Origin of the sequence: Leptolyngbya sp. AN10 (genome assembly GCF_050565645.1) — a bacterium.
Classification (GTDB): domain Bacteria; phylum Cyanobacteriota; class Cyanobacteriia; order Leptolyngbyales; family Leptolyngbyaceae; genus Leptolyngbya.
In genome coordinates, this window is record NZ_JBNXVP010000006.1 from 87,323 (window position 1) to 105,258 (window position 17,936).

The following is a 17,936-nucleotide window of genomic DNA, read 5'->3' on the forward strand; positions in this document are numbered from 1 at the left end:
AGGTTTCAGAATATTTACCCTGACGGTAACAGTCATTCCTAATCTTGTTGGAGCATCTGAATTTCTGCGATCGTCAGTCCAGTGAATCGCGAAATTTGCTCAAGTGGAAGATTATTTTTCATCATATTCAGTGCGATCTCACGACGCTCTTCCTGTTTGACCTCCTGTTCGACTCTCTGTCTGACTTCCTGTTCGACTCTCTGTCTGACTTCCTGTTCGACTCTCTGTCTAATCTGCTCCTGAGTTTGCTGTTCCCACTGTAGGAATGCTTCTGAGAATGCCATGATTGCCTCCCGCCCACTAAAATCTTCAAGCTCTCCTAAGTCTATTCTAACTTTCCAACTTACCAGTAATCGCAGAATTCCATCGCGACGGGGGTGATTTGGAGGGAGTGCTAACACTTCTCGAATCGCTCGTTCCTGTGTGCCATCGCATCCGAGAATCCTTATCCATAGAGTTTCTTCGGTTTCAGGGAGTTGATCGATCGCGATAATCGCCGTCTTCAAAATACCCGCCATAAAGTAGACTCCGGGCATCCAGTCCGCTTGAGTCTTCCCTTCCGCCTCTTCCAGTAATGGTCTAGAGGTCGTCGCGGCTAGAATCCAAAGCTGGGGCAGTTCTTCGTCGGGCAATTCTTCTCGTCGCACTTTACGCCGCTCGTCTTCCTGCACCCATACCAGTTTCATAATTGAGACTCGCACCTCAGTTCGGGTGGGTACATTGCGGTAGGGTTCGAGCAGGCAGGGCTTCTGCACGATTCGCCCTAGTAACCCCAAATCGGTTGCGTGGGTCGCGTCAGGATTGGGAACAAACCACAGGTCAGCAAATTTCGCTTCTCCAGGGATCTCGTACTGACGTTGTACTGTCCCAATTGGAGCAAGGAACTCCTCAAGGTACTGCTTCGATAATTGATCAAAACTGTTCTGAGCCATACTCTCACACGCAGGGATGGAAATAGTGCGATCGTATTCTGCACTGTTGCGTTTAACAAGCGTTGCGATCGCGCTTCCAGACTTCGACTACAAGTTAAGCCGTAGAAGAACTGAAATTCTGCTATTTCTGAAATAGTTCAGCGATTAGCTCGTCACGACTCAACTCCAAATGTTCAGCAACATCTCCCAGAATTGCGGAAAGAGTTCCAACTTTGAGCGGATTGTGAGCAGGAATTGTAATGTGATGTTCTCCGTTTTGCTCTGTCGTTAAGCGGATATGGCTGCCTGTCTGACGATCGATGACATATTCAAACCGTTTGAGCCGCTTGGCAAGCTCTAAACCGGAAAGGTCACGAGGGAGTTTCACGAGGCGATGACCTCATCTCGCACAAAATGTAGACGAATGAGTTTAGGGCGAGCTTGTTCGTCTGGAAAGTGACATCTGACGGCATCGCGGACTTCTTCGCGTAATTGGTTGATATCATCGGCTTCGGTAAAGATTGATTCACCCAGTGCGCGAGCAGTATAGCCGCCTTCGGGTGCATCTTCGATGAGAAATACGATTTCAGTCATGATGTGCGATCGCCATAAGGATGACAAAGAATCAGGGATGGTTGAATTTTAGCGTGTTGCAGAAGTCGCTAGATAGATTGAGGCGTATAAAATAGGACTGAAATTCTACTGTTTCCACTATGCCAGCGAAACCTCGATCGTTTAGTGCCAGTCCAGAGGGGCTGATTCGGCTCAATGCGGCAAAAGCGCGGCTCGGCTTGACTTATGCGGCGATCGCAGAACGGGCGGAGGTGAGTGTGGGGACGGTGGGGCGAGTGTGGCAGGGGCAGCGGGTGAGTGAGGCGAGTGTGTTGTCGATCGCGAATGTGTTGAGGTTGTCGATCGATGAGTTGATTGCAGAAGATGGACTAATAAATAATGATGAGGGACTCGCTGAGGCAAGACGACGAATTCAGAAGGCTGTTGTCACGAAAGCGACTACGCTGTATTTATCTAGTTTGCACCTGACAGCAGTACCAGCGGAATTAGGTCAACTTGTTAATCTGACAAAGCTTTATCTCTTTGACAATCAACTGACAGCAGTACCAGCGGAATTAGGTCAACTTGTTAATCTGACAACGCTTTATCTCTCTGACAATCAACTGACAGCAGTACCAGCGGAATTAGGTCAACTCGTTAATCTGACAACGCTTTACCTCTCTGATAATCAACTGACAGCAGTACCAGCGGAATTAGGTCAACTCGTTAATCTGACAACGCTTTATCTCTCTAATAATCAACTGACAGCAGTGCCAGCGGAATTAGGTCAACTTGTTAATCTGACAAGGCTTGATCTCTCTGATAATCAACTGACAGCAGTGCCAGAATTCATCCGTTTTGTTCGCAATCTGGAGGAGGTTAATCTTAATGCGAATCAGATTACAGCCTTACCAGAATTTCTGAAGCAAATGTCAACCTTGGAAAGCCTGTTTCTTCATGACAATCCAAAGCTGGGGATTCCTGATGAGATTCTAGGCTGTACGTGGAGCGACTTTATCGGACGTTCTGCTACACCAGCCAATCCGCAAGACATTCTAAACTACTACTTCCGCACCAAGTTCGACGATCGACAACCCCTAAACGAAGCCAAACTTATCCTAGTCGGCTATGGCAACGTTGGTAAAACCTCGCTCGTCAATCGCATCATTCACAAAACGTTTGATCCAGACTCCAGAAAGACCGAGGGCATTCAGATCACAGAATGGAACCTCCGCTTAAATGGCACAGAAGACATCAAGCTCAATGTGTGGGACTTTGGCGGGCAAGAAATCATGCACTCGACCCACCAGTTCTTTCTCACCGAACGCAGCCTGTATCTGCTCGTCCTCAATGGTCGCCAAAGTCATGAAGACAGCGATGCCGAATACTGGTTAGAGCTAATTCAGAGCTTTGGGGGAAGCTCTCCGGTGATCATTGTTCTGAACAAGATCAAAGACCATCCCTTTGATCTCAATCGCAGCGCTCTCATGCAGAAATTCCCCAACATCCGCGATTTTATTCCCACCGATTTCGAGGCGGAGATCGGCATCGAACAATTGCAAAGCGCGATCGAACGCGAAACCGATCGCTTAGACCATCTCCGCGCCCCCTTCCCCGCAAGTTGGTTCACCATCAAAACCCGCCTCACCGATATGCAGCGCACTCTGCGGAAAAACTACATTCCGTTTGAGGAATATCGATCGATTTGTCATCAAGATGGCGAAACCGACCTCGGCGCTCAAGATTCGCTCGCAGTGCATCTCCACAATCTCGGAATTGCTCTGAACTACAAAGATGATCCGCGTCTGCGAGATACTCACGTTCTCAGCCCTCATTGGGTCACGAATGGCATTTATCAATTGCTCAATGCTCATGAGTTCTCCACCACCGAAGGCGAAATCGCGATCGCATCTCTCGCGCAGATTCTCGATCGAGAACTCTATCCCCCCGAACGTCACGGCTTCCTGTTGGAACTGATGCACAAGTTTGAACTCTGCTTTCGATTCCCCGAAGACGAATCCCGCTATCTGATTCCCGATCTGTTAGGCAAACAGCAACCCCCCGAAGCGGAAGCCTTTCACCCCGAAGACTGTCTCAATTTTTGCTATGAATATCCCATCTTGCCCGAAGGCTTACTCCCGCGCTTTATTGTTCGCACTCATGTATTGAGTCCCAAACAACTGCGCTGGCGAACAGGCGTGATTCTGGAATTCGAGGGCAATCGAGCGCTCGTGAAAGCCGATCGACACGATCGCACCGTCATGATCAATGTCGAGGGTGCTGTTTCTGGTCGCAATCGATTGTTAGCGATTATTCGATCGGACTTTGAACGCATCCACAGCAGTTTTAGATTTAAACCGATCGAGCAAGTTCCCGTTCCTGCTCATCCAGGCGTGTTATTGAACTATCAAGACCTGATTGTGATGGAAAAAGAAGGCTTGAGAGAGTTCCCAAATGTGATTAATGGCAAAGTGATTAAGCTCAATGTTCAAGACTTACTAAAAGGCGTTGATCTCGATCAAACTCGTCGCAAAAGACCAGAATTCCGAAATCAAGCCCTTCATCTGTTTTGTAGCTATTCTCATAAAGATGAAGTGCTGAAGGATGAACTATCAGTGCGTCTGAAACTTTTACAACGCAAGGGCTTAATTCGACTCTGGGACGATCGACAAATTCCGCCTGGTTCCGACTGGAAACAAGAGATTGATACGAACTTAGAAAGAGCCGATATTATCTTGTTACTGATTAGCCCTGATTTTATAGCTTCAGACTATTGCTATGAAATCGAAGGCAAACGCGCTCTAGAACGAGATCAAGCGGGAGAAGCAACGGTTATTCCGATCTTGATTCGTCCTGTCGATTGGCAGTCCGTTCCGTTTAATCATCTTCAAGCATTACCGACTGATCTAAAAGCGGTGAGGCAATGGTCTGATCGAGATGATGCTTGGTTGAATGTTGAGCAAGCGATCGAGAAGATTGTTCAAGCAAAACTGTCCCGTTGAGCCATTCAGAGACTTGATCAAAGTTGATTTCTGGCTTTGAGTTGCAGATATCGATCGACTAATTCTTCTGTAATTTGATTTGCAGGTGCATCTAATACCAATACACCTCGTTGTTTTAATGTACTAAATGCAATCTGTCGTTGAGCAATCAAATCCAATGCTACGGCTCTTTCATAAGTTGAGGGCAAATCCTCGGTTACTGTATGTGCTTGTTGATCAACCTGTGGATCTCGTAAAGTAACACAGAATGGCAAATATCTCGGTGTCAATCGTCCCAATGCTGCTAATAGTTCAGATGAGGCTGTAGTATCAACAATATCGGTAATCACAACAACTAAAGCACGTCGAGCCTGTTGATTCACCAATGTTGTAACTGCACCCAAATAATCTGGCTCTAGAATCTCTGGTTGAATCGGAGTTAAGCGCTCGATCAAATGGTTCAAATGTGCCTGTCCGCGTTCTGGAGGAATCCAGGTTTGAACTTGTCGATCGAACACTCCTACTCCAACCCGATCGCCTCGATGTAATCCCGCCAGTGCCAATGCTAGTGTTGCATTCAATCCCCAATCAAATCGCGCTAAACCTTGAACTTGAGAAGTCATCAACCGACCCCGATCGAGCAAAATAATCAAAGTTTGCTCTTGCTCCGGTTCCAATACTCGAACTAACGGTTGTCCGCGTCGTGCAGTTGCTTTCCAATCAATAAAGCGTGGATCATCTCCAATGCCATACTCTCGAAGCTCTGAGAATTCGGTTCCAATGCCTAATCGACGGGCACGACGAATTGAACCAGAAGATTCTAAAGTTAATCGGATCGAAAGCGATCGTAGTCCTAATAAGTCTGGATAAACCGAAACTTTCTGCTCTTGTGGAATCTTCCAACTATGCCAAGCGAGTCGCCACGGACTTAATTGACGCACTTGAATGTCTTTCCAGTGATACTCTCCACGATAGGAAGGATTCACCGTATAGGAAAGTTGCTGTTTCAGATTTGCTCCCAGCTTTAGAGCTAACGGCATTGATGAAACAGAGAACTCGATCGGGTACTGATCATAGATACGAATTTCTGTCGATCGCGCTCCAGATTCAACATTCAAACTCACTAGATTATCTCGCCCGATCGACAATCTGGATGCAACTTGTCGATCGACTTTCACCCGATGCGGTTTCACTCGTGAACTATCAAAAAATGCTAATCCGAGAACAATCAGATCGAAGAGTAATAAAACGACGATCGACAATTGTGAATCAAACAAAAATAGAACAGCAGCGATCGCGCCGCCGACTAGCAATAATCCATACGTTCGGAGTGAAGGAATCATAATCTAACGAGGAACAGCAACTTGATTAAGAATGGCATTGATCACTGAATCGATACTAATTCCATCTAACTGAGCTTCAGGACGTAGAATCAATCGATGTCGCAACAGTGGAGGAGCAACCGCTTTAATATCATCAGGAGTCACATAGTTCCGACCGGATAACCAAGCTTGAGCTTTACTCACATTCAACCAAGCAACCGCCGATCGAGGAGAAGCCCCTAACACTAAATCGGGATGTTGGCGAGTTTTCTGAACCACAGACAGTAAGTAGTCGAGAATGGGTTCCTCAACAGTCAGCGATCGTACCAGTTGCCGCGCTTTGAGAACTTCGTCCACAGATGCGATCGGCTGAAGTCTACCGAGATCGAGCCGTTTCGCTTGGAATCCTGCTTGATGATTCAGCAACATTTTCTTTTCTGCTGCTGGATCGGGATAGTTCGCCATTAGCTTGAATAGAAAGCGATCGAGTTGCGCTTCTGGTAATGGATAAGTTCCTTCAAACTCTAATGAATTCTGAGTTGCAATCACCCAGAAAAACTCAGGCAAAGGTAAGCTTTCACCATCTAGAGTAACTTGCTGTTCTTCCATTGCTTCAAGCAGTGCAGATTGGGTTTTGGGTGGCGTTCGGTTCACTTCATCTGCAAGTAGAATCTGCGTGAACACTGGACCTTTTTTCAAGATAAAGTTGCGCGTGTTCAGGTCAAAAATATTCGTTCCTAGAATGTCAGATGGCAGAATGTCTGGAGTCAATTGAAGGCGGCGAAACTCCGATCGAACTAATTGCGCCATCACTTTGACTAAAAGCGTTTTTCCAGTTCCCGGCACACCTTCTAAAATCACATGACCACCAGATAGCAACGCGACTAGAAGCTGCTGCACTAATGCGCCTTGACCTACGACAATTTGATCAAGAGCTTGTCGAAGGCTGGAGAACGTTGCTTGAAGGTCAGACATACGATCGAACCGGGTAACGAGGGCATGACCATCTTAATGCAGATTTGGAAAACGGGTTTTGTGAATTTTGGCGTGTTCGTCTATCCGCTATTTCGCCCGGAGGTAAACCACCGGGCTAATGGAGGAACCCCTCTGAAGAGGGCTGAAACTGCTGTCTGAGGGGGCTTCAGCCTCCTTTCTCCCATTAGCCCGGAGCGTTTACCTCCGGGCGGACTGCATCGTAGCGACATTTTGGACGGACCCAAACGATCTCGTTCCTTTATTTCTCGCTAAATGCCCAAGCATCCGTCCAATTTTCGGGCACTCCTCGATCGAGCAATTCAGTCACGCGATCGACATACAACTGCGACGTTTTATCGTTTGGATTCGCCTCTAAAACTTCTTTAAAGCAAGACTTCGCTTGATCAAACTCCTGTTGTCGATAGTGTTCAATTCCTTGATCGTAAATCGGTTGAGTTTGCAGTTTGATTTGTCGGTTCTCTTCGGTTTCAGCATTTAGCACTTCGTAGACTGTAATCGGTTCAATTCGACCTTTGACGATCGCTCGATCGAGAAACCGAAATTGATATTGATCCGGATTGCTCAAATACTCCAAAGTTTGACCAGAAATCAGCATTGAAACGCCATAGTATTTGGTCAATCCTTCAAGCCGAGAGGTCAAATTTACATTATCTGAGAACGCATCCCCTTGAATTCGATTGGTTTCCCCAACCATTCCTAACATCATGTGACCGACATGAATTCCGATCCCAACTTGTACAGGTAGAAAGCCTCGTTCCATTCGATCGACATTGTATTCCTGCACTCGAAGCTGTTTTGCAACACCCGCCGCGACCGCATCATCCGCACCATCTGGAAACACTGCCATCATTCCATCCCCCAAGAATTTCACAATGATGCCGTAGTGATTGCGAATTTCTGGACTGACACGCTTTAAGTAAGCATTCACGAAGGCAAAGTTCTCCTGTGGTGTCATTGATTCAGAGATGCTTGTAAACGATCGAATATCACTAAACATCACTGCCATTGTTTTGCTCACATAGTCGCCTAACTGCACCTCAGTCACCGATTCTTTTCGTAGAAATTGCAGGTATTCACCGGGAAAGAATCGAGCAAACGACTGATTCAATCGCTTTAGTTCTTGTTCTCGTGTGTTCACTGTATCAACCATCTGAACAAACACCCGTGAGAGTTGTCCGAGTTCATCAGGTCGATCGCTGACTTCTTCTAAATCTTCTGGTCTAAAACTATTATCTTCAACCGAAACCGCTGCTTTCGTGAGCTTATTCACTTGTTCAATGTACTGAGCTTGCCGCAAGTTCTCATCGCGTAATTGGGCTTCTGCTTCCTGACGCTTGCGTAAGTTGATATACGCTCTAGAGTGATAGCGAATTCGAGCAATTAGCTCAACACGATCGGGCAATTTCACCAAATAATCATTTGCGCCTAGTTCAAACGCTTGAGCTTTAATCACAGGTTCTTCTTTGCTCGATAGCACAATTAGAGGAACATCAGCAGTTGGCGCATCTTGCGATCGCAAAAATCGCACCAGTAGCAATCCGTCCATCTGCGGCATCACCAAATCTTGCAAAATCACAGTCGGATTACACTGTTTCGCAACCTTTAGCGCGTCTAGTGGATTGTTGCAATAGTGAAACGTAATATCCGGCTCCGGAGCCAACATTTTCTGAATGGCTTCGCTAATAATCGCTTGATCGTCGATGAGGAGAACAGTAATAGAATCGCTCATGACTTTACAAAGGTGAACGGTGCAATAAAGTGGTTGCGATCGCTTCAGGACTCAGAACATCAACCGCAGCATTTTGCTCGATCGCAGCTTTAGGCATTCCATAGACGACGCAACTCGATTCACTCTGAGCGATCGTATACCATCCCTGAAGCCGCAACGCTTTCAAGCCTTCTGCTCCATCGCGTCCCATGCCTGTGAGCAAAATCGCAGTTCCTCGATCGCTCCAATATTGCGCTACGCTTTTGAAAAAAACATCCACCGAGGGACGGTAAGGATAGTTCTTTGGATAAGGCGTATACGTTAGTGTTCCATTCGCCTGTAAGCAGAGATGATCATTACTTGATGCAAATAAAACTGTGCCCTTCGTGGGTCGATCGCCCACCTGCGCTTTTTTCACTTTTAATGCGGTTTGCTGATCTAACCAATCAATCATGCCAGCCGCAAACTGCACATCGACGTGCTGAACAATCACGATCGCGGCTCCAAAATCGGGCGGCAACTGAGAGAGAATCGTCACGATCGCTTTTGGTCCTCCAGTTGAAGCCCCAATCACTACTAGAGGGACTTTCGCTTGAATTGGCACAAACTCAGACTTTCCGATCAATTTCCCGATCGTCTTAATTTTCGTCAATAACAAGTGAGCATCTTCTTTCCCAAACGTTGGCGTATTCACCGCATCTAACGCCCCATAGCCCATCGCTTCAAACACTTTTGCAGAGCTATGTTGTACATCTGCGGTCACAACCAAAATCGCACAGGGCGATCGCTGCATAATCAGCTTTGTCGCTTCACTGCCATCCATCTCAGGCATGAATAAATCCATCAAAATCAAATCGGGGCGATCGTGGGCACATTTATTCACCGCTTCTAAGCCTGTGTAAGCGACCCAAGCAATCTGATGCTGCGGAACTTGTTTGACTGTTCGGCGCAAGGCTTCTACAGCCAAACTTAAATCATTGACGATCGCAATTCTCATCACTTACTGCCCAATCAAATCAACGACAGCTTGAATCAAAGTATCATCTTGAAAACTATTTTTTGTTAAATAATAATTGGCTCCTGCATCCAAGCCTTGCAATCGATCAGATTCTCGATCGCGATAGGACACAACGATCACAGGAATCGATCGTAGTCGTGAATGGCTCTTAATCTGTTGAATTAACTCGATTCCGTTCATTCTAGGCATATCAATATCACTAATCACTAAATCATAAGCCTGATTGCGAACTGCATTCCAACCTTCCATTCCATCGATCGCAACATCGACGCTATATCCACGTTTTTCTAATAGTTTTCGCTCTACTTCCCGCACTGTGATCGAATCATCTACCACAAGAATCCGTTTTTTCGGTTCTTCAGTTTCAACGGTGCGTGGTGCTGTAAGCTTTCCAGCATCTAAGAGTTTATTAATCGATCGAACTAGATCCGAAACATCGACAATCAGAACTAATGAACCATCACTCATCAACGATGCAGCACTGATATCTTGAACTTTACCAAGGCGCGGATCGAGGGGGCGCACAACTAATTCTCGCTCTCCCAATGTTCGATCGACAATCAATCCATATTGGGCTGATTGATAACTTAGAACAATCACACAGAGCGATTCAGGTAATGAACTAGATCGCTTTAGATCAAACACTTGATTCAGCGAAATCAATCCAATGTGTTGATTATTAAAGGTAAAGTAAGGCTGATTTTCGACCACAGAAATCGAAGCTCGATCGAGACTCAGAATACGATCGATTCGCGACAAAGGAAACGCATACTGTTCACCTGAAACTTCAACTAGCAACGTTCGCACGACTGACAACGTAAGCGGCAACTGTAGGTGAAAACTTGTCCCCGAACCGAGTGAAGACGTTGCGCGGACTGAACCTCCGACCTCTTGCGCCATCGCTTTAACAATATCTAATCCGACACCGCGCCCGGATAGTTCTGTCACTTGTTTCGTGAGCGAAAAACCAGGCAAAAAGAGGAATTCCATCAGTTCAGAGTGGGTCATTCGTCGGGCAAAATCTGGCGGTGCAAGATGACGACGAATCACTTGTTTGCGAACTCGATCCGAATCAATGCCTTTGCCATCATCAGAAATGCTAATCATCAGCATTCCACCCCGATGAGAAGCTTCGAGTTGAATCGTTCCTTCTGCGGATTTTCCAGCTTTAATCCGATCTTCGGGCAACTCGATTCCGTGATCGATCGCATTTCGCAAAATATGAGTAATCGGAGCTTCGAGCTTGGTCAAAATATCTCGATCGACAGGCGTGTTCTCTCCGATGATTGACAATCTAACTTGCTTTCCAAGCTGTCGAGATAAGTCTCGCACCATTCGCGGAAAGCCTTGCACTCCATCTGCAAACGGGCGCATCTGGGATTGAATCACTTCACGATATAAGCGATCGGATAAACTATCAGTCCGTCGAATGTATTCACCGAGTTCGGCAATACGATCGCTCAATAAGTCTCGACATTCTCGTTCTTGTTGCCGAAGGGGTTCCAACTGTTCGATCGGATGCGATTGTTGCAGATCTTCTAGGGCTTTTGACAGCGCAATTTGTTTCGATCGAATTTCCATCAATGATTCTGCAAACGGTTGGAGCCAATACGCTTCCACCATTGATTCTCCAGCCAGTCCAACAATGCGATTTAAGTTGTCTGCACTGATCCGAACCACTCGATCGCGCTCCCGTGTATTGCTCTGTATGTTCGCTTCAGGCTCTTGGGGTTCGATCTTTGGCAAAATCGGTGCAGGAGTAGCGGATTGCAGAACAGGCTGTGAAATGGATTTTGGAGCAGCATCAGGCGACAGCAATTGATGAACTGATTCAAGATCAGAACGATGCTGAGACAGCCATTGTTGAACATTCTGAGTTTGGCTGATTGATTGAATCAGATCTACACTGCGAAACAACGCATCAATCTGAGCCGCATTGATCTTGAGAGACTGTTTCTGAGCCGCGACAAAACAATCCTCCATCTGATGCGCCAACTCAACTGCAACATCTAGCCCAACAATTCGAGCGGCTCCTTTGATCGAGTGTGCGGCTCTCATAAGAGATTCAAGTTCTTGACGGGAATTGGGATGAGCTTCGATCGCGACTAATCCCCGATTGAGCGTAATCGTTTGCGCTTCGACTTCTTGCCGAAACAATTCCATTAACTCCGGATCATCTTGAACAAGGCTTTGAGCAGAAGATTTAGGTAGCTCTTCTATTAGTAATTGAGGTATATTCGCTTCGTTTGAGTCGGTTGTAGCCCTCACCCTAGCCCTCTCCCTAGGGGAGAGGGAACCAGAATTCTTGCCCCCCTCTCCCCTAGGGAGAGGGGTTGGGGGTGAGGGCGCACCATTATTCATCTGAGCAGACAATGTTTCCTCGATCGACCTTTCTGTTTTCTCTAGATCTTCTCCATGATTCGATAACCATTGTTCCGTTTCTTCAAGCTGACCCATCTGAGAAAGCAAAGTACAGCCATGCAACAATGCTTCTAACCGTTCAGGTGTTAAAGGTCGCCGATCCTCATAGGCTGCACTCAAACAAGCTTGCATCACTTCTGCTAAATGGATCGCAGCCGTAAACTCGACCAAATGAGCCGCACCCACGATCGCACGAACCGATTGCAAAGCCGTATCAATCTCATCTTTTTGATCAGGCTGTTGCTGTAAACGAGTCAAACACTGTCTTAAGCGATCGACTTGAGTACTCGTTTCTTGCTGAAACAGATCGCGCATTGAATAGCTCATAGCAATCTCCGATCGAGCGTGTCAATCAGCAATTCTGCATTCAGATAGTTCACTTTCTGATCATTCCAGGTAATGATGCCTTGCGTATAAGCAGCATTTGTCCTGAGCAGAACAACAGGTGGATCTTGAATCTCTCGTAAGGGATAGCGCTGGATTCCATACACTTCATCGACTGGAAACACCCATTTGCGCTGAGTTGTTCCTACGATTAGCATTTGTTCGCGTCCTGATGATGCAGTCGGTTCTAAGTTCAGAAACTCTCTAAGAGACGCACAGAGTAAGATTTCACCTCGAATGCTAGTTAAACCTAAAAGTAGAGAATTGCTGCGATGGGGCAAAGTATGAATTCGAGCTAGACGAATCACTTCTTGCAGCGATCGTACTGAAATTGCAAACTGTTCATTTCCCAACCGAAATAGAATCAACGAAAGCATTTCTTCGGTCGATCGCAAACTCAGGGCTGATCCGCGTTCTGCGATCGTATCAGTCCATTCCTGGATATACTCACTTGGAACTTCGCGCTCTAGCAGCAAGCTTCCAGATTTGGCAAACACGGGGCAGTTATGGCAATGATTCACCTGTTTAAGCTGCTCACAACTGCGATCGCCTTCTGCGCCGATCTGATTCCAACAATCGCTGATTTCTTCGATCGTCACCATGACTTACACCTTGAATTGTGAGATTTCACGCTGCAAGCCTCGTGTCGCATCATCTAACTGAGTCAGCGCATAGTTCGTTTCCTGAATCGACTGTACGGTTTGTTGAGACGCATCGCGCAACTGAGCGATCGCAGTACTAATTTGCTCGGCTCCTCGATATTGTTCATCCATACTCTGATTGACCGTGACAAATTTGGGTGTCAGTCCTTGCACTTCACCGATAAAGCTTTCAATCTGTTGACTCACATTGCCAACTTCATCCACATATTGCTTCACTTCACCCCGAAACTTATCCACTTCAATCACACCTGTTGAAACCGAAGACTGCATTTCTTTCACCATCTGTTCGATCTCAAGAGTCGCGACTGCGGCTTGATCCGCCAACCGTCGAATCTCACGAGCAACCACGGCAAATCCAGCACCGTATTCTCCAGCTTTTTCTGCCTCGATCGCAGCATTGAGAGACAGTAAATTCGTTTGATCTGCGACCTTCGTAATCGTAGTAACAACAGTATTGATATTGTTCGCTTTCTCATCCATCACTTTCAACTTAGATGAGATCGAATTCGTCGCGTATCCAAGTCTTTGCATCGCAGACTGAATCTTATCTAAGTTCGTTTGACTATCTGTAGCTGCATTCGTTGTCTCCTGGGCTGTTTTCACCACATCATCCATCGATCGCGCTAAGTTCCCCGCTGTCATTGCAATCTGTCGTGCAGTCGCATTCACTTCATTCATTGAGGCGAACTGTTCATTTACAGTTGCTTCTAACTCTTTGCCAGCAGCGGCAATCTGTGTCGTTGAAGTACTAATTTGAATCCCCGATCGTTGAGCTTGAGAAATTAAACCATTCAAGCTTTTGATCATGTTTTGGAAAGCAACCAGCAATTGACCGACCTCAGTTCTATCTTTCGTTTGACCCAGTGAGTAAGTCAAATTGCCATCTGCGATCGCTTCTGCTGCATTCACCACTTTGGGAAGTTGACGTTTTAGAGGCAAAGTAGTCAGCAATCCCACAATGACTGTTAAAATCAGTGCTAACGTTGTTCCAATTACAATCAATCTGAGCAAAAACCCTTGAGAGTCAGCAACCGATTGATTAAGCCGATTCAGTTCAGCCTGAAGTTCGCTCACGACTCGATCGCGCCGCTCTATTACATCAACAATTCTGGGCTTTGCGAGTTCTGCTCTAGCCTGTGCTAGATTCCGCTGATTCACCGCTCGGAATGCGCTCTGAAACACATCATCATACTGCTCAACTAATTTCGTTAATTCACCAAGCGCATTCCGAACAACAGGACTATTGGAAGATTGCAATTGTTGTGCTCTCTCGGCTGCTTGTTTTCGTCCTGCATTGTAACTTGTGAGAAAGTCTTGCTGTCCTGGAAAGATATAATATCCTCGACCTGCGCCAATCATGCGATTGATGCCATCCACTAACTGATCGGTCTGTCGAATATTTTGCTCTGCTTGTTGGGCTTGGGCTTGTAATTGAAATGTGCGGGTTGTTGTTCGATAGACGATCGCGCTCAGTACAATCAAAAATATTAAGGGAATAGAATAGCCGAGTAAAATTCGATTTGTGATTCTGTTTAGCATAGAAATGACCTTATAAATTGAGAAGTCTTTGAACTCTTGCTCTGAGAATGTTTGCGGTTGTAAAATCTCCTTGTTGCTCTTTCAAAACTGCTAATTCAATCAAGGCATCATAGAATTTAGGATTAAGATAAATCGCTTTTTGTAAGGCTTGTTCTGCTTGAGGAAGTTGTTTGAGTTCCTGATAGATTTTGCTGAGAAGAAAGTAAGCATTTGTATCGGTTCGATCGCAGATTAAATGTGCTTCACAAAGTCGTACCGCTTCAATGAGTTTTCCTTGCTTAAGACATTGTTTTGCTTGCTCCATTTTCGGCAGTTTTGGGGATGGCTTTGGCGGCGGTAATGATTGAAGAATTGGAACTGTAGGCGCAGGTTTTGGTCGCTCTACTTTCCGATGAGCAAATGCGCCAGAGTGATGAACTAATTCATAACTGTTGGATGGAACTTGTGATGTTTCTGCTGCACCTACAAACAATAATCCAGGTGTGACTAAAGCACGATCGAGCGTATTCATCACTTGCGATCGCGATTCTTGATCGAGATAAATCAACAAGTTCCGACAAAAAATCACATCATATTGTCGATCGAGAACAAAACGAGGTTCTACAAGATTTTCTCGGACAAATTGAACCGTATTACGAATGTGCGATCGTAGTTGATATTGTTCGCCAGTTTTCTCAAAATACGCCAAATTAGCAGGCGCATTTCCTCGAAACGATCGCTTTGAATAGGTTGCCTTTTTCGCTTTCTCTAAAACAATTTGGCTAATGTCGATCGCATCGATTCGGAACTGTTCTGTCGATAGTCCTGTTTCGACTAATGTAATCGCGATCGAATACGGTTCTTCTCCGGTTGAACAAGGTGCAGAAAGAACGCGCAATTTCGTGATTGGCTTCCATTCATTCTGAATCCATTGCTTTAAGTACGCAAACGGTTCTCGATCGCGAAAAAACCAAGTTTCAGGAACAACAACCGTTTCGATCAACGCATTAAGTTCTTCGGGTGAATGCTGCAAACGATCGTAATAATCTTTCAGATTGGGAGAACCACAGCGCGATCGACGCTGATCGATCGCATAAGCGATCGCGTTTGATCCGATACTATTCGCATCTAATCCAATCTTCTGTCTCAACATTGCTTCAATCGTTGTTTGCACCATTCACTCAACAAGCCCCTCCAGAGATTAGTGCTGCATTCTGAACATCAGTGATCAAAGATTCCCAATGAAATCGCTGAATCATTTCGCTGTCGTGCATCAAGACTTCACCGAGATAAGAACCATCATTACTCTGTTCTATTGGCTTTAGATGCGGTAAATTGAGCGTTTCAGTCACTCGTTCTGCTAACAATCCCACATAAGCATTTTCGCCATCTCTGGTTTGATATCGAACCATAATGATGCGAGTGCTGAAGCGAGATCGACTAGCTTCACCCCGAATCAGCTTACAGAGATCCACCACAGGCACGATACAATTGCGATACCGAAACACACCTGAAACATGAGCAGGCACTTGATATACTTTTCGCAGCATCACGATCGGCAGCACCTCGACCACATGAGTGCTATCGATCGCATAAGTATCTTCATCAAGATGGAAAAGCAGCAGTAACATGTACGATCGCCGCGATCAGTTCGTAGCCGAGATTAACGCAATCTGAAGGTGCTAAGTATCTATCTCAAGAGGGGAATTTAGCGGTTTGTGAATGTTGGTGTGTTTACCCGCTATCCCGCCCGGAAATGAATCTCCGGGCTAATGGATGGAACCCCTCTGAAGAGGGCTAAAACTGCGCTCTTAGGGGGCTTCAGCCTCCTTTCTCCGATTAGCCCGGAGATTTATTTCCGGGTGGACTCAATTGCAGCGACAGACTCAGAGCTACGCAAACCTTTGAACATACCCAAACTTTGAACACATCCAAAATTAAAGATCAAAAATCGATCGAATCTGTTTCCGAATCAATTCAAATCGCGATTCCTCCTTCGTCGCTTCCATTACAGTCACACCTAAACTTTTAAGCGTCTCCTGCCGATGCGATAGTTCCTCAGCAATTTGATCCGCCAATCCCTGATGGCTACTGAGCAAACTTTGTAGATTTCCATGATCCACGACAAATAGAATCGTATCTTCAACTGTGCGTAAAGTTGCGCTCCGAGGCGTTCCCAACAAAAGCGACATCTCTCCGATGAATTCGCCCGCACGTCGAACGGCAACTTGTCGATCGATAGATTCCACCACCACTTCAACAGCACCCGACAGAATCAGATAAAACGCATCTCCTGGATCATTCTCTCGCACAATTACTTCGCCCGCTGCCAACCGCTTCCGATAGCCTTTCTCAATCACCTGCCGCAGTTCTACATCGGAACAATGCTGGAAATAGCTCACTTTCTTCAGCAGATCGCGCAGAAGCCAACCACTAATCGGCTTTTCAGGCTGCATGACTGGAATTGCTGAACCATTCTGATGAGTTTTATTTTGTAAGAGTTGAACGATTGTGGGTAAATCATTCAGCACAATATCAGTCGGAGCCGCTTTGGTATCGAGATCGCGATCGCGAAACTCTGCTTCGATCAGAAAATACAATGCACTTTTAATCGAATCCATCTCGATCGGTCGGATAATCCACACTAATAGTTCAAACTTCAGCATGGAACTCTCAACATCCAATCCTTTGAAATAAACCTCTGGAGATGGCGAAGTTAACACTCTCGGTTCTTGACGTGCAGCCGCTAACAACGCCTCCATTACGGTCAGAGAATCACTCTCATCGACAACCGAAACCGGAATCACCAATCGAGATTCTGGCTCACGATAGTTCCAGTTCACTACGCTATTTTCAAGCACTCGACTATTCGGAACAATCACATGCACCCCATTAACAGTCCGAATTGTTGTACTGCGAACCGAAATCTCTTCAACCACTCCCGCCATTTGATCCACTTCAATGTAGTCACCAACCTTCACAGGCTGTTCAAACAGCAATGTAATGCCGCTGATAAAATTGCTAGTAATATTCTGCAAACCAATTCCGAAACCAATCCCGATCGCGCCTGCAAAGACCGCAAGAGAACTCAGATTGATTCCAGTTGTTTCAACAACAACAAAAAATCCAATAACCGTAACGATATAGCTCACGATCGTAGAAAGCGATTCGCGAGTTCCAACATCGATTCCGAAGCCCGGAAACACTCGTTGTTTCAGAAGTTGCTTCGTTAGATTTGCAATGATCTGAACAATAATGACTTGAATCAGAATCTCGACCACAGAGCCGATCGAGAATTGCTTTCCACCAAACGTAAATAGATTGGTCGAAAAGAACTCAGATAACTCTCCAGACAAGCCTCGAACAACGATTCCATTGAAGAGTTCTTGTAATTCCATAAACGCGATCGATACGAGATTCCAGACTGACCTTACCGTTTCAAGAACACAGAAAGTTTCCATCC

Annotated in this window: 14 protein-coding genes; 1 reads left to right on the forward strand and 13 read right to left on the reverse strand. The window is 45.9% G+C overall.

All coding sequences use genetic code 11. The features are described from left to right. Window positions 1-38: 38 nt before the first annotated feature. The 3 genes from ACQ4M5_RS10435 to ACQ4M5_RS10445 all read right to left on the reverse strand — a co-directional run bounded on the left by ACQ4M5_RS10435 (window position 39) and on the right by ACQ4M5_RS10445 (window position 1,505). The gene (locus ACQ4M5_RS10435) at window positions 39-932 is read right to left on the reverse strand and encodes a flagellar assembly protein H (RefSeq protein WP_430675548.1); all 894 of its coding nucleotides are present in this window, start codon (window positions 930-932) and stop codon (window positions 39-41) included. A gap of 121 nt (window positions 933-1,053) precedes the next feature. Further along, window positions 1,054-1,299 carry a type II toxin-antitoxin system HicA family toxin gene (locus tag ACQ4M5_RS10440; RefSeq protein ID WP_430675549.1) on the reverse strand — a complete coding sequence of 82 codons (246 nt, stop codon included), beginning with the start codon at window positions 1,297-1,299 and terminating at the stop codon, window positions 1,054-1,056. Further along, complete coding sequence (locus ACQ4M5_RS10445) at window positions 1,296-1,505, reverse strand: 2-oxoisovalerate dehydrogenase (protein WP_430675550.1); 210 nt, start codon at window positions 1,503-1,505, stop codon at window positions 1,296-1,298. Before ACQ4M5_RS10445 ends, ACQ4M5_RS10440 begins: the two co-directional genes overlap by 4 nt. Window positions 1,506-1,624: 119 nt before the next feature. On the opposite strand from ACQ4M5_RS10445, the gene ACQ4M5_RS10450 reads away from it, so the two are divergent. Then, window positions 1,625-4,465 (forward strand): COR domain-containing protein, encoded by a 2,841-nt coding sequence (locus tag ACQ4M5_RS10450; RefSeq protein ID WP_430675551.1) that lies wholly within the window; start codon window positions 1,625-1,627, stop codon window positions 4,463-4,465. A 17-nt stretch (window positions 4,466-4,482) separates the two neighbouring features. On the opposite strand, the gene ACQ4M5_RS10455 is transcribed toward ACQ4M5_RS10450, so the two are convergent. The 10 genes from ACQ4M5_RS10455 to ACQ4M5_RS10500 all read right to left on the reverse strand — a co-directional run bounded on the left by ACQ4M5_RS10455 (window position 4,483) and on the right by ACQ4M5_RS10500 (window position 17,934). Then, window positions 4,483-5,787 carry a DUF58 domain-containing protein gene (locus tag ACQ4M5_RS10455; RefSeq protein WP_430675552.1) on the reverse strand — a complete coding sequence of 435 codons (1,305 nt, stop codon included), beginning with the start codon at window positions 5,785-5,787 and terminating at the stop codon, window positions 4,483-4,485. Window positions 5,788-5,790: 3 nt separating this feature from the next. Continuing rightward, window positions 5,791-6,741, reverse strand: coding sequence for an AAA family ATPase (locus ACQ4M5_RS10460; RefSeq protein WP_430675553.1), 951 nt, complete (start codon window positions 6,739-6,741; stop codon window positions 5,791-5,793). Window positions 6,742-7,000: 259 nt separating this feature from the next. After that, entirely contained in the window at window positions 7,001-8,491 is a 1,491-nt protein-coding gene (locus ACQ4M5_RS10465; protein ID WP_430675554.1) for an adenylate/guanylate cyclase domain-containing protein, read from the reverse strand. Between the two features lie 4 nt (window positions 8,492-8,495). Beyond that, window positions 8,496-9,467, reverse strand: coding sequence for a chemotaxis response regulator protein-glutamate methylesterase (locus tag ACQ4M5_RS10470; protein ID WP_430675556.1), 972 nt, complete (start codon window positions 9,465-9,467; stop codon window positions 8,496-8,498). A 3-nt stretch (window positions 9,468-9,470) separates the two neighbouring features. Then, complete coding sequence (locus ACQ4M5_RS10475; RefSeq protein WP_430675557.1) at window positions 9,471-12,236, reverse strand: hybrid sensor histidine kinase/response regulator; 2,766 nt, start codon at window positions 12,234-12,236, stop codon at window positions 9,471-9,473. Continuing rightward, a complete protein-coding gene (locus tag ACQ4M5_RS10480; RefSeq protein WP_430675558.1) occupies window positions 12,233-12,895 on the reverse strand; it encodes a chemotaxis protein CheW in 663 nt (220 codons plus the stop codon). Before ACQ4M5_RS10480 ends, ACQ4M5_RS10475 begins: the two co-directional genes overlap by 4 nt. Window positions 12,896-12,898: 3 nt before the next feature. Beyond that, on the reverse strand, window positions 12,899-14,494 hold the full coding sequence (locus ACQ4M5_RS10485; protein WP_430675559.1) for a methyl-accepting chemotaxis protein: 1,596 nt from the start codon (window positions 14,492-14,494) through the stop codon (window positions 12,899-12,901). A 10-nt stretch (window positions 14,495-14,504) separates the two neighbouring features. Next, complete coding sequence (locus ACQ4M5_RS10490; protein ID WP_430675560.1) at window positions 14,505-15,650, reverse strand: CheR family methyltransferase; 1,146 nt, start codon at window positions 15,648-15,650, stop codon at window positions 14,505-14,507. Window positions 15,651-15,654: 4 nt separating this feature from the next. Continuing rightward, complete coding sequence (locus ACQ4M5_RS10495; RefSeq protein WP_430675562.1) at window positions 15,655-16,104, reverse strand: chemotaxis protein CheW; 450 nt, start codon at window positions 16,102-16,104, stop codon at window positions 15,655-15,657. Window positions 16,105-16,410: 306 nt separating this feature from the next. Continuing rightward, complete coding sequence (locus ACQ4M5_RS10500; protein WP_430675563.1) at window positions 16,411-17,934, reverse strand: mechanosensitive ion channel domain-containing protein; 1,524 nt, start codon at window positions 17,932-17,934, stop codon at window positions 16,411-16,413. Window positions 17,935-17,936 lie beyond the last annotated feature (2 nt).

Coding starts and splice junctions, on each gene's coding strand:
- ACQ4M5_RS10435 (WP_430675548.1), bottom strand. CDS start 932: ATGGCTCAGAACAGTTTTGATCAATTATCGAAGCAGTACCTTGAGGAG.
- ACQ4M5_RS10445 (WP_430675550.1), bottom strand. CDS start 1,505: ATGACTGAAATCGTATTTCTCATCGAAGATGCACCCGAAGGCGGCTAT.
- ACQ4M5_RS10450 (WP_430675551.1), top strand. CDS start 1,625: ATGCCAGCGAAACCTCGATCGTTTAGTGCCAGTCCAGAGGGGCTGATT.
- ACQ4M5_RS10455 (WP_430675552.1), bottom strand. CDS start 5,787: ATGATTCCTTCACTCCGAACGTATGGATTATTGCTAGTCGGCGGCGCG.
- ACQ4M5_RS10460 (WP_430675553.1), bottom strand. CDS start 6,741: ATGTCTGACCTTCAAGCAACGTTCTCCAGCCTTCGACAAGCTCTTGAT.
- ACQ4M5_RS10465 (WP_430675554.1), bottom strand. CDS start 8,491: ATGAGCGATTCTATTACTGTTCTCCTCATCGACGATCAAGCGATTATT.
- ACQ4M5_RS10470 (WP_430675556.1), bottom strand. CDS start 9,467: ATGAGAATTGCGATCGTCAATGATTTAAGTTTGGCTGTAGAAGCCTTG.
- ACQ4M5_RS10475 (WP_430675557.1), bottom strand. CDS start 12,236: ATGAGCTATTCAATGCGCGATCTGTTTCAGCAAGAAACGAGTACTCAA.
- ACQ4M5_RS10480 (WP_430675558.1), bottom strand. CDS start 12,895: ATGGTGACGATCGAAGAAATCAGCGATTGTTGGAATCAGATCGGCGCA.
- ACQ4M5_RS10485 (WP_430675559.1), bottom strand. CDS start 14,494: ATGCTAAACAGAATCACAAATCGAATTTTACTCGGCTATTCTATTCCC.
- ACQ4M5_RS10490 (WP_430675560.1), bottom strand. CDS start 15,650: ATGGTGCAAACAACGATTGAAGCAATGTTGAGACAGAAGATTGGATTA.
- ACQ4M5_RS10495 (WP_430675562.1), bottom strand. CDS start 16,104: ATGTTACTGCTGCTTTTCCATCTTGATGAAGATACTTATGCGATCGAT.
- ACQ4M5_RS10500 (WP_430675563.1), bottom strand. CDS start 17,934: ATGGAAACTTTCTGTGTTCTTGAAACGGTAAGGTCAGTCTGGAATCTC.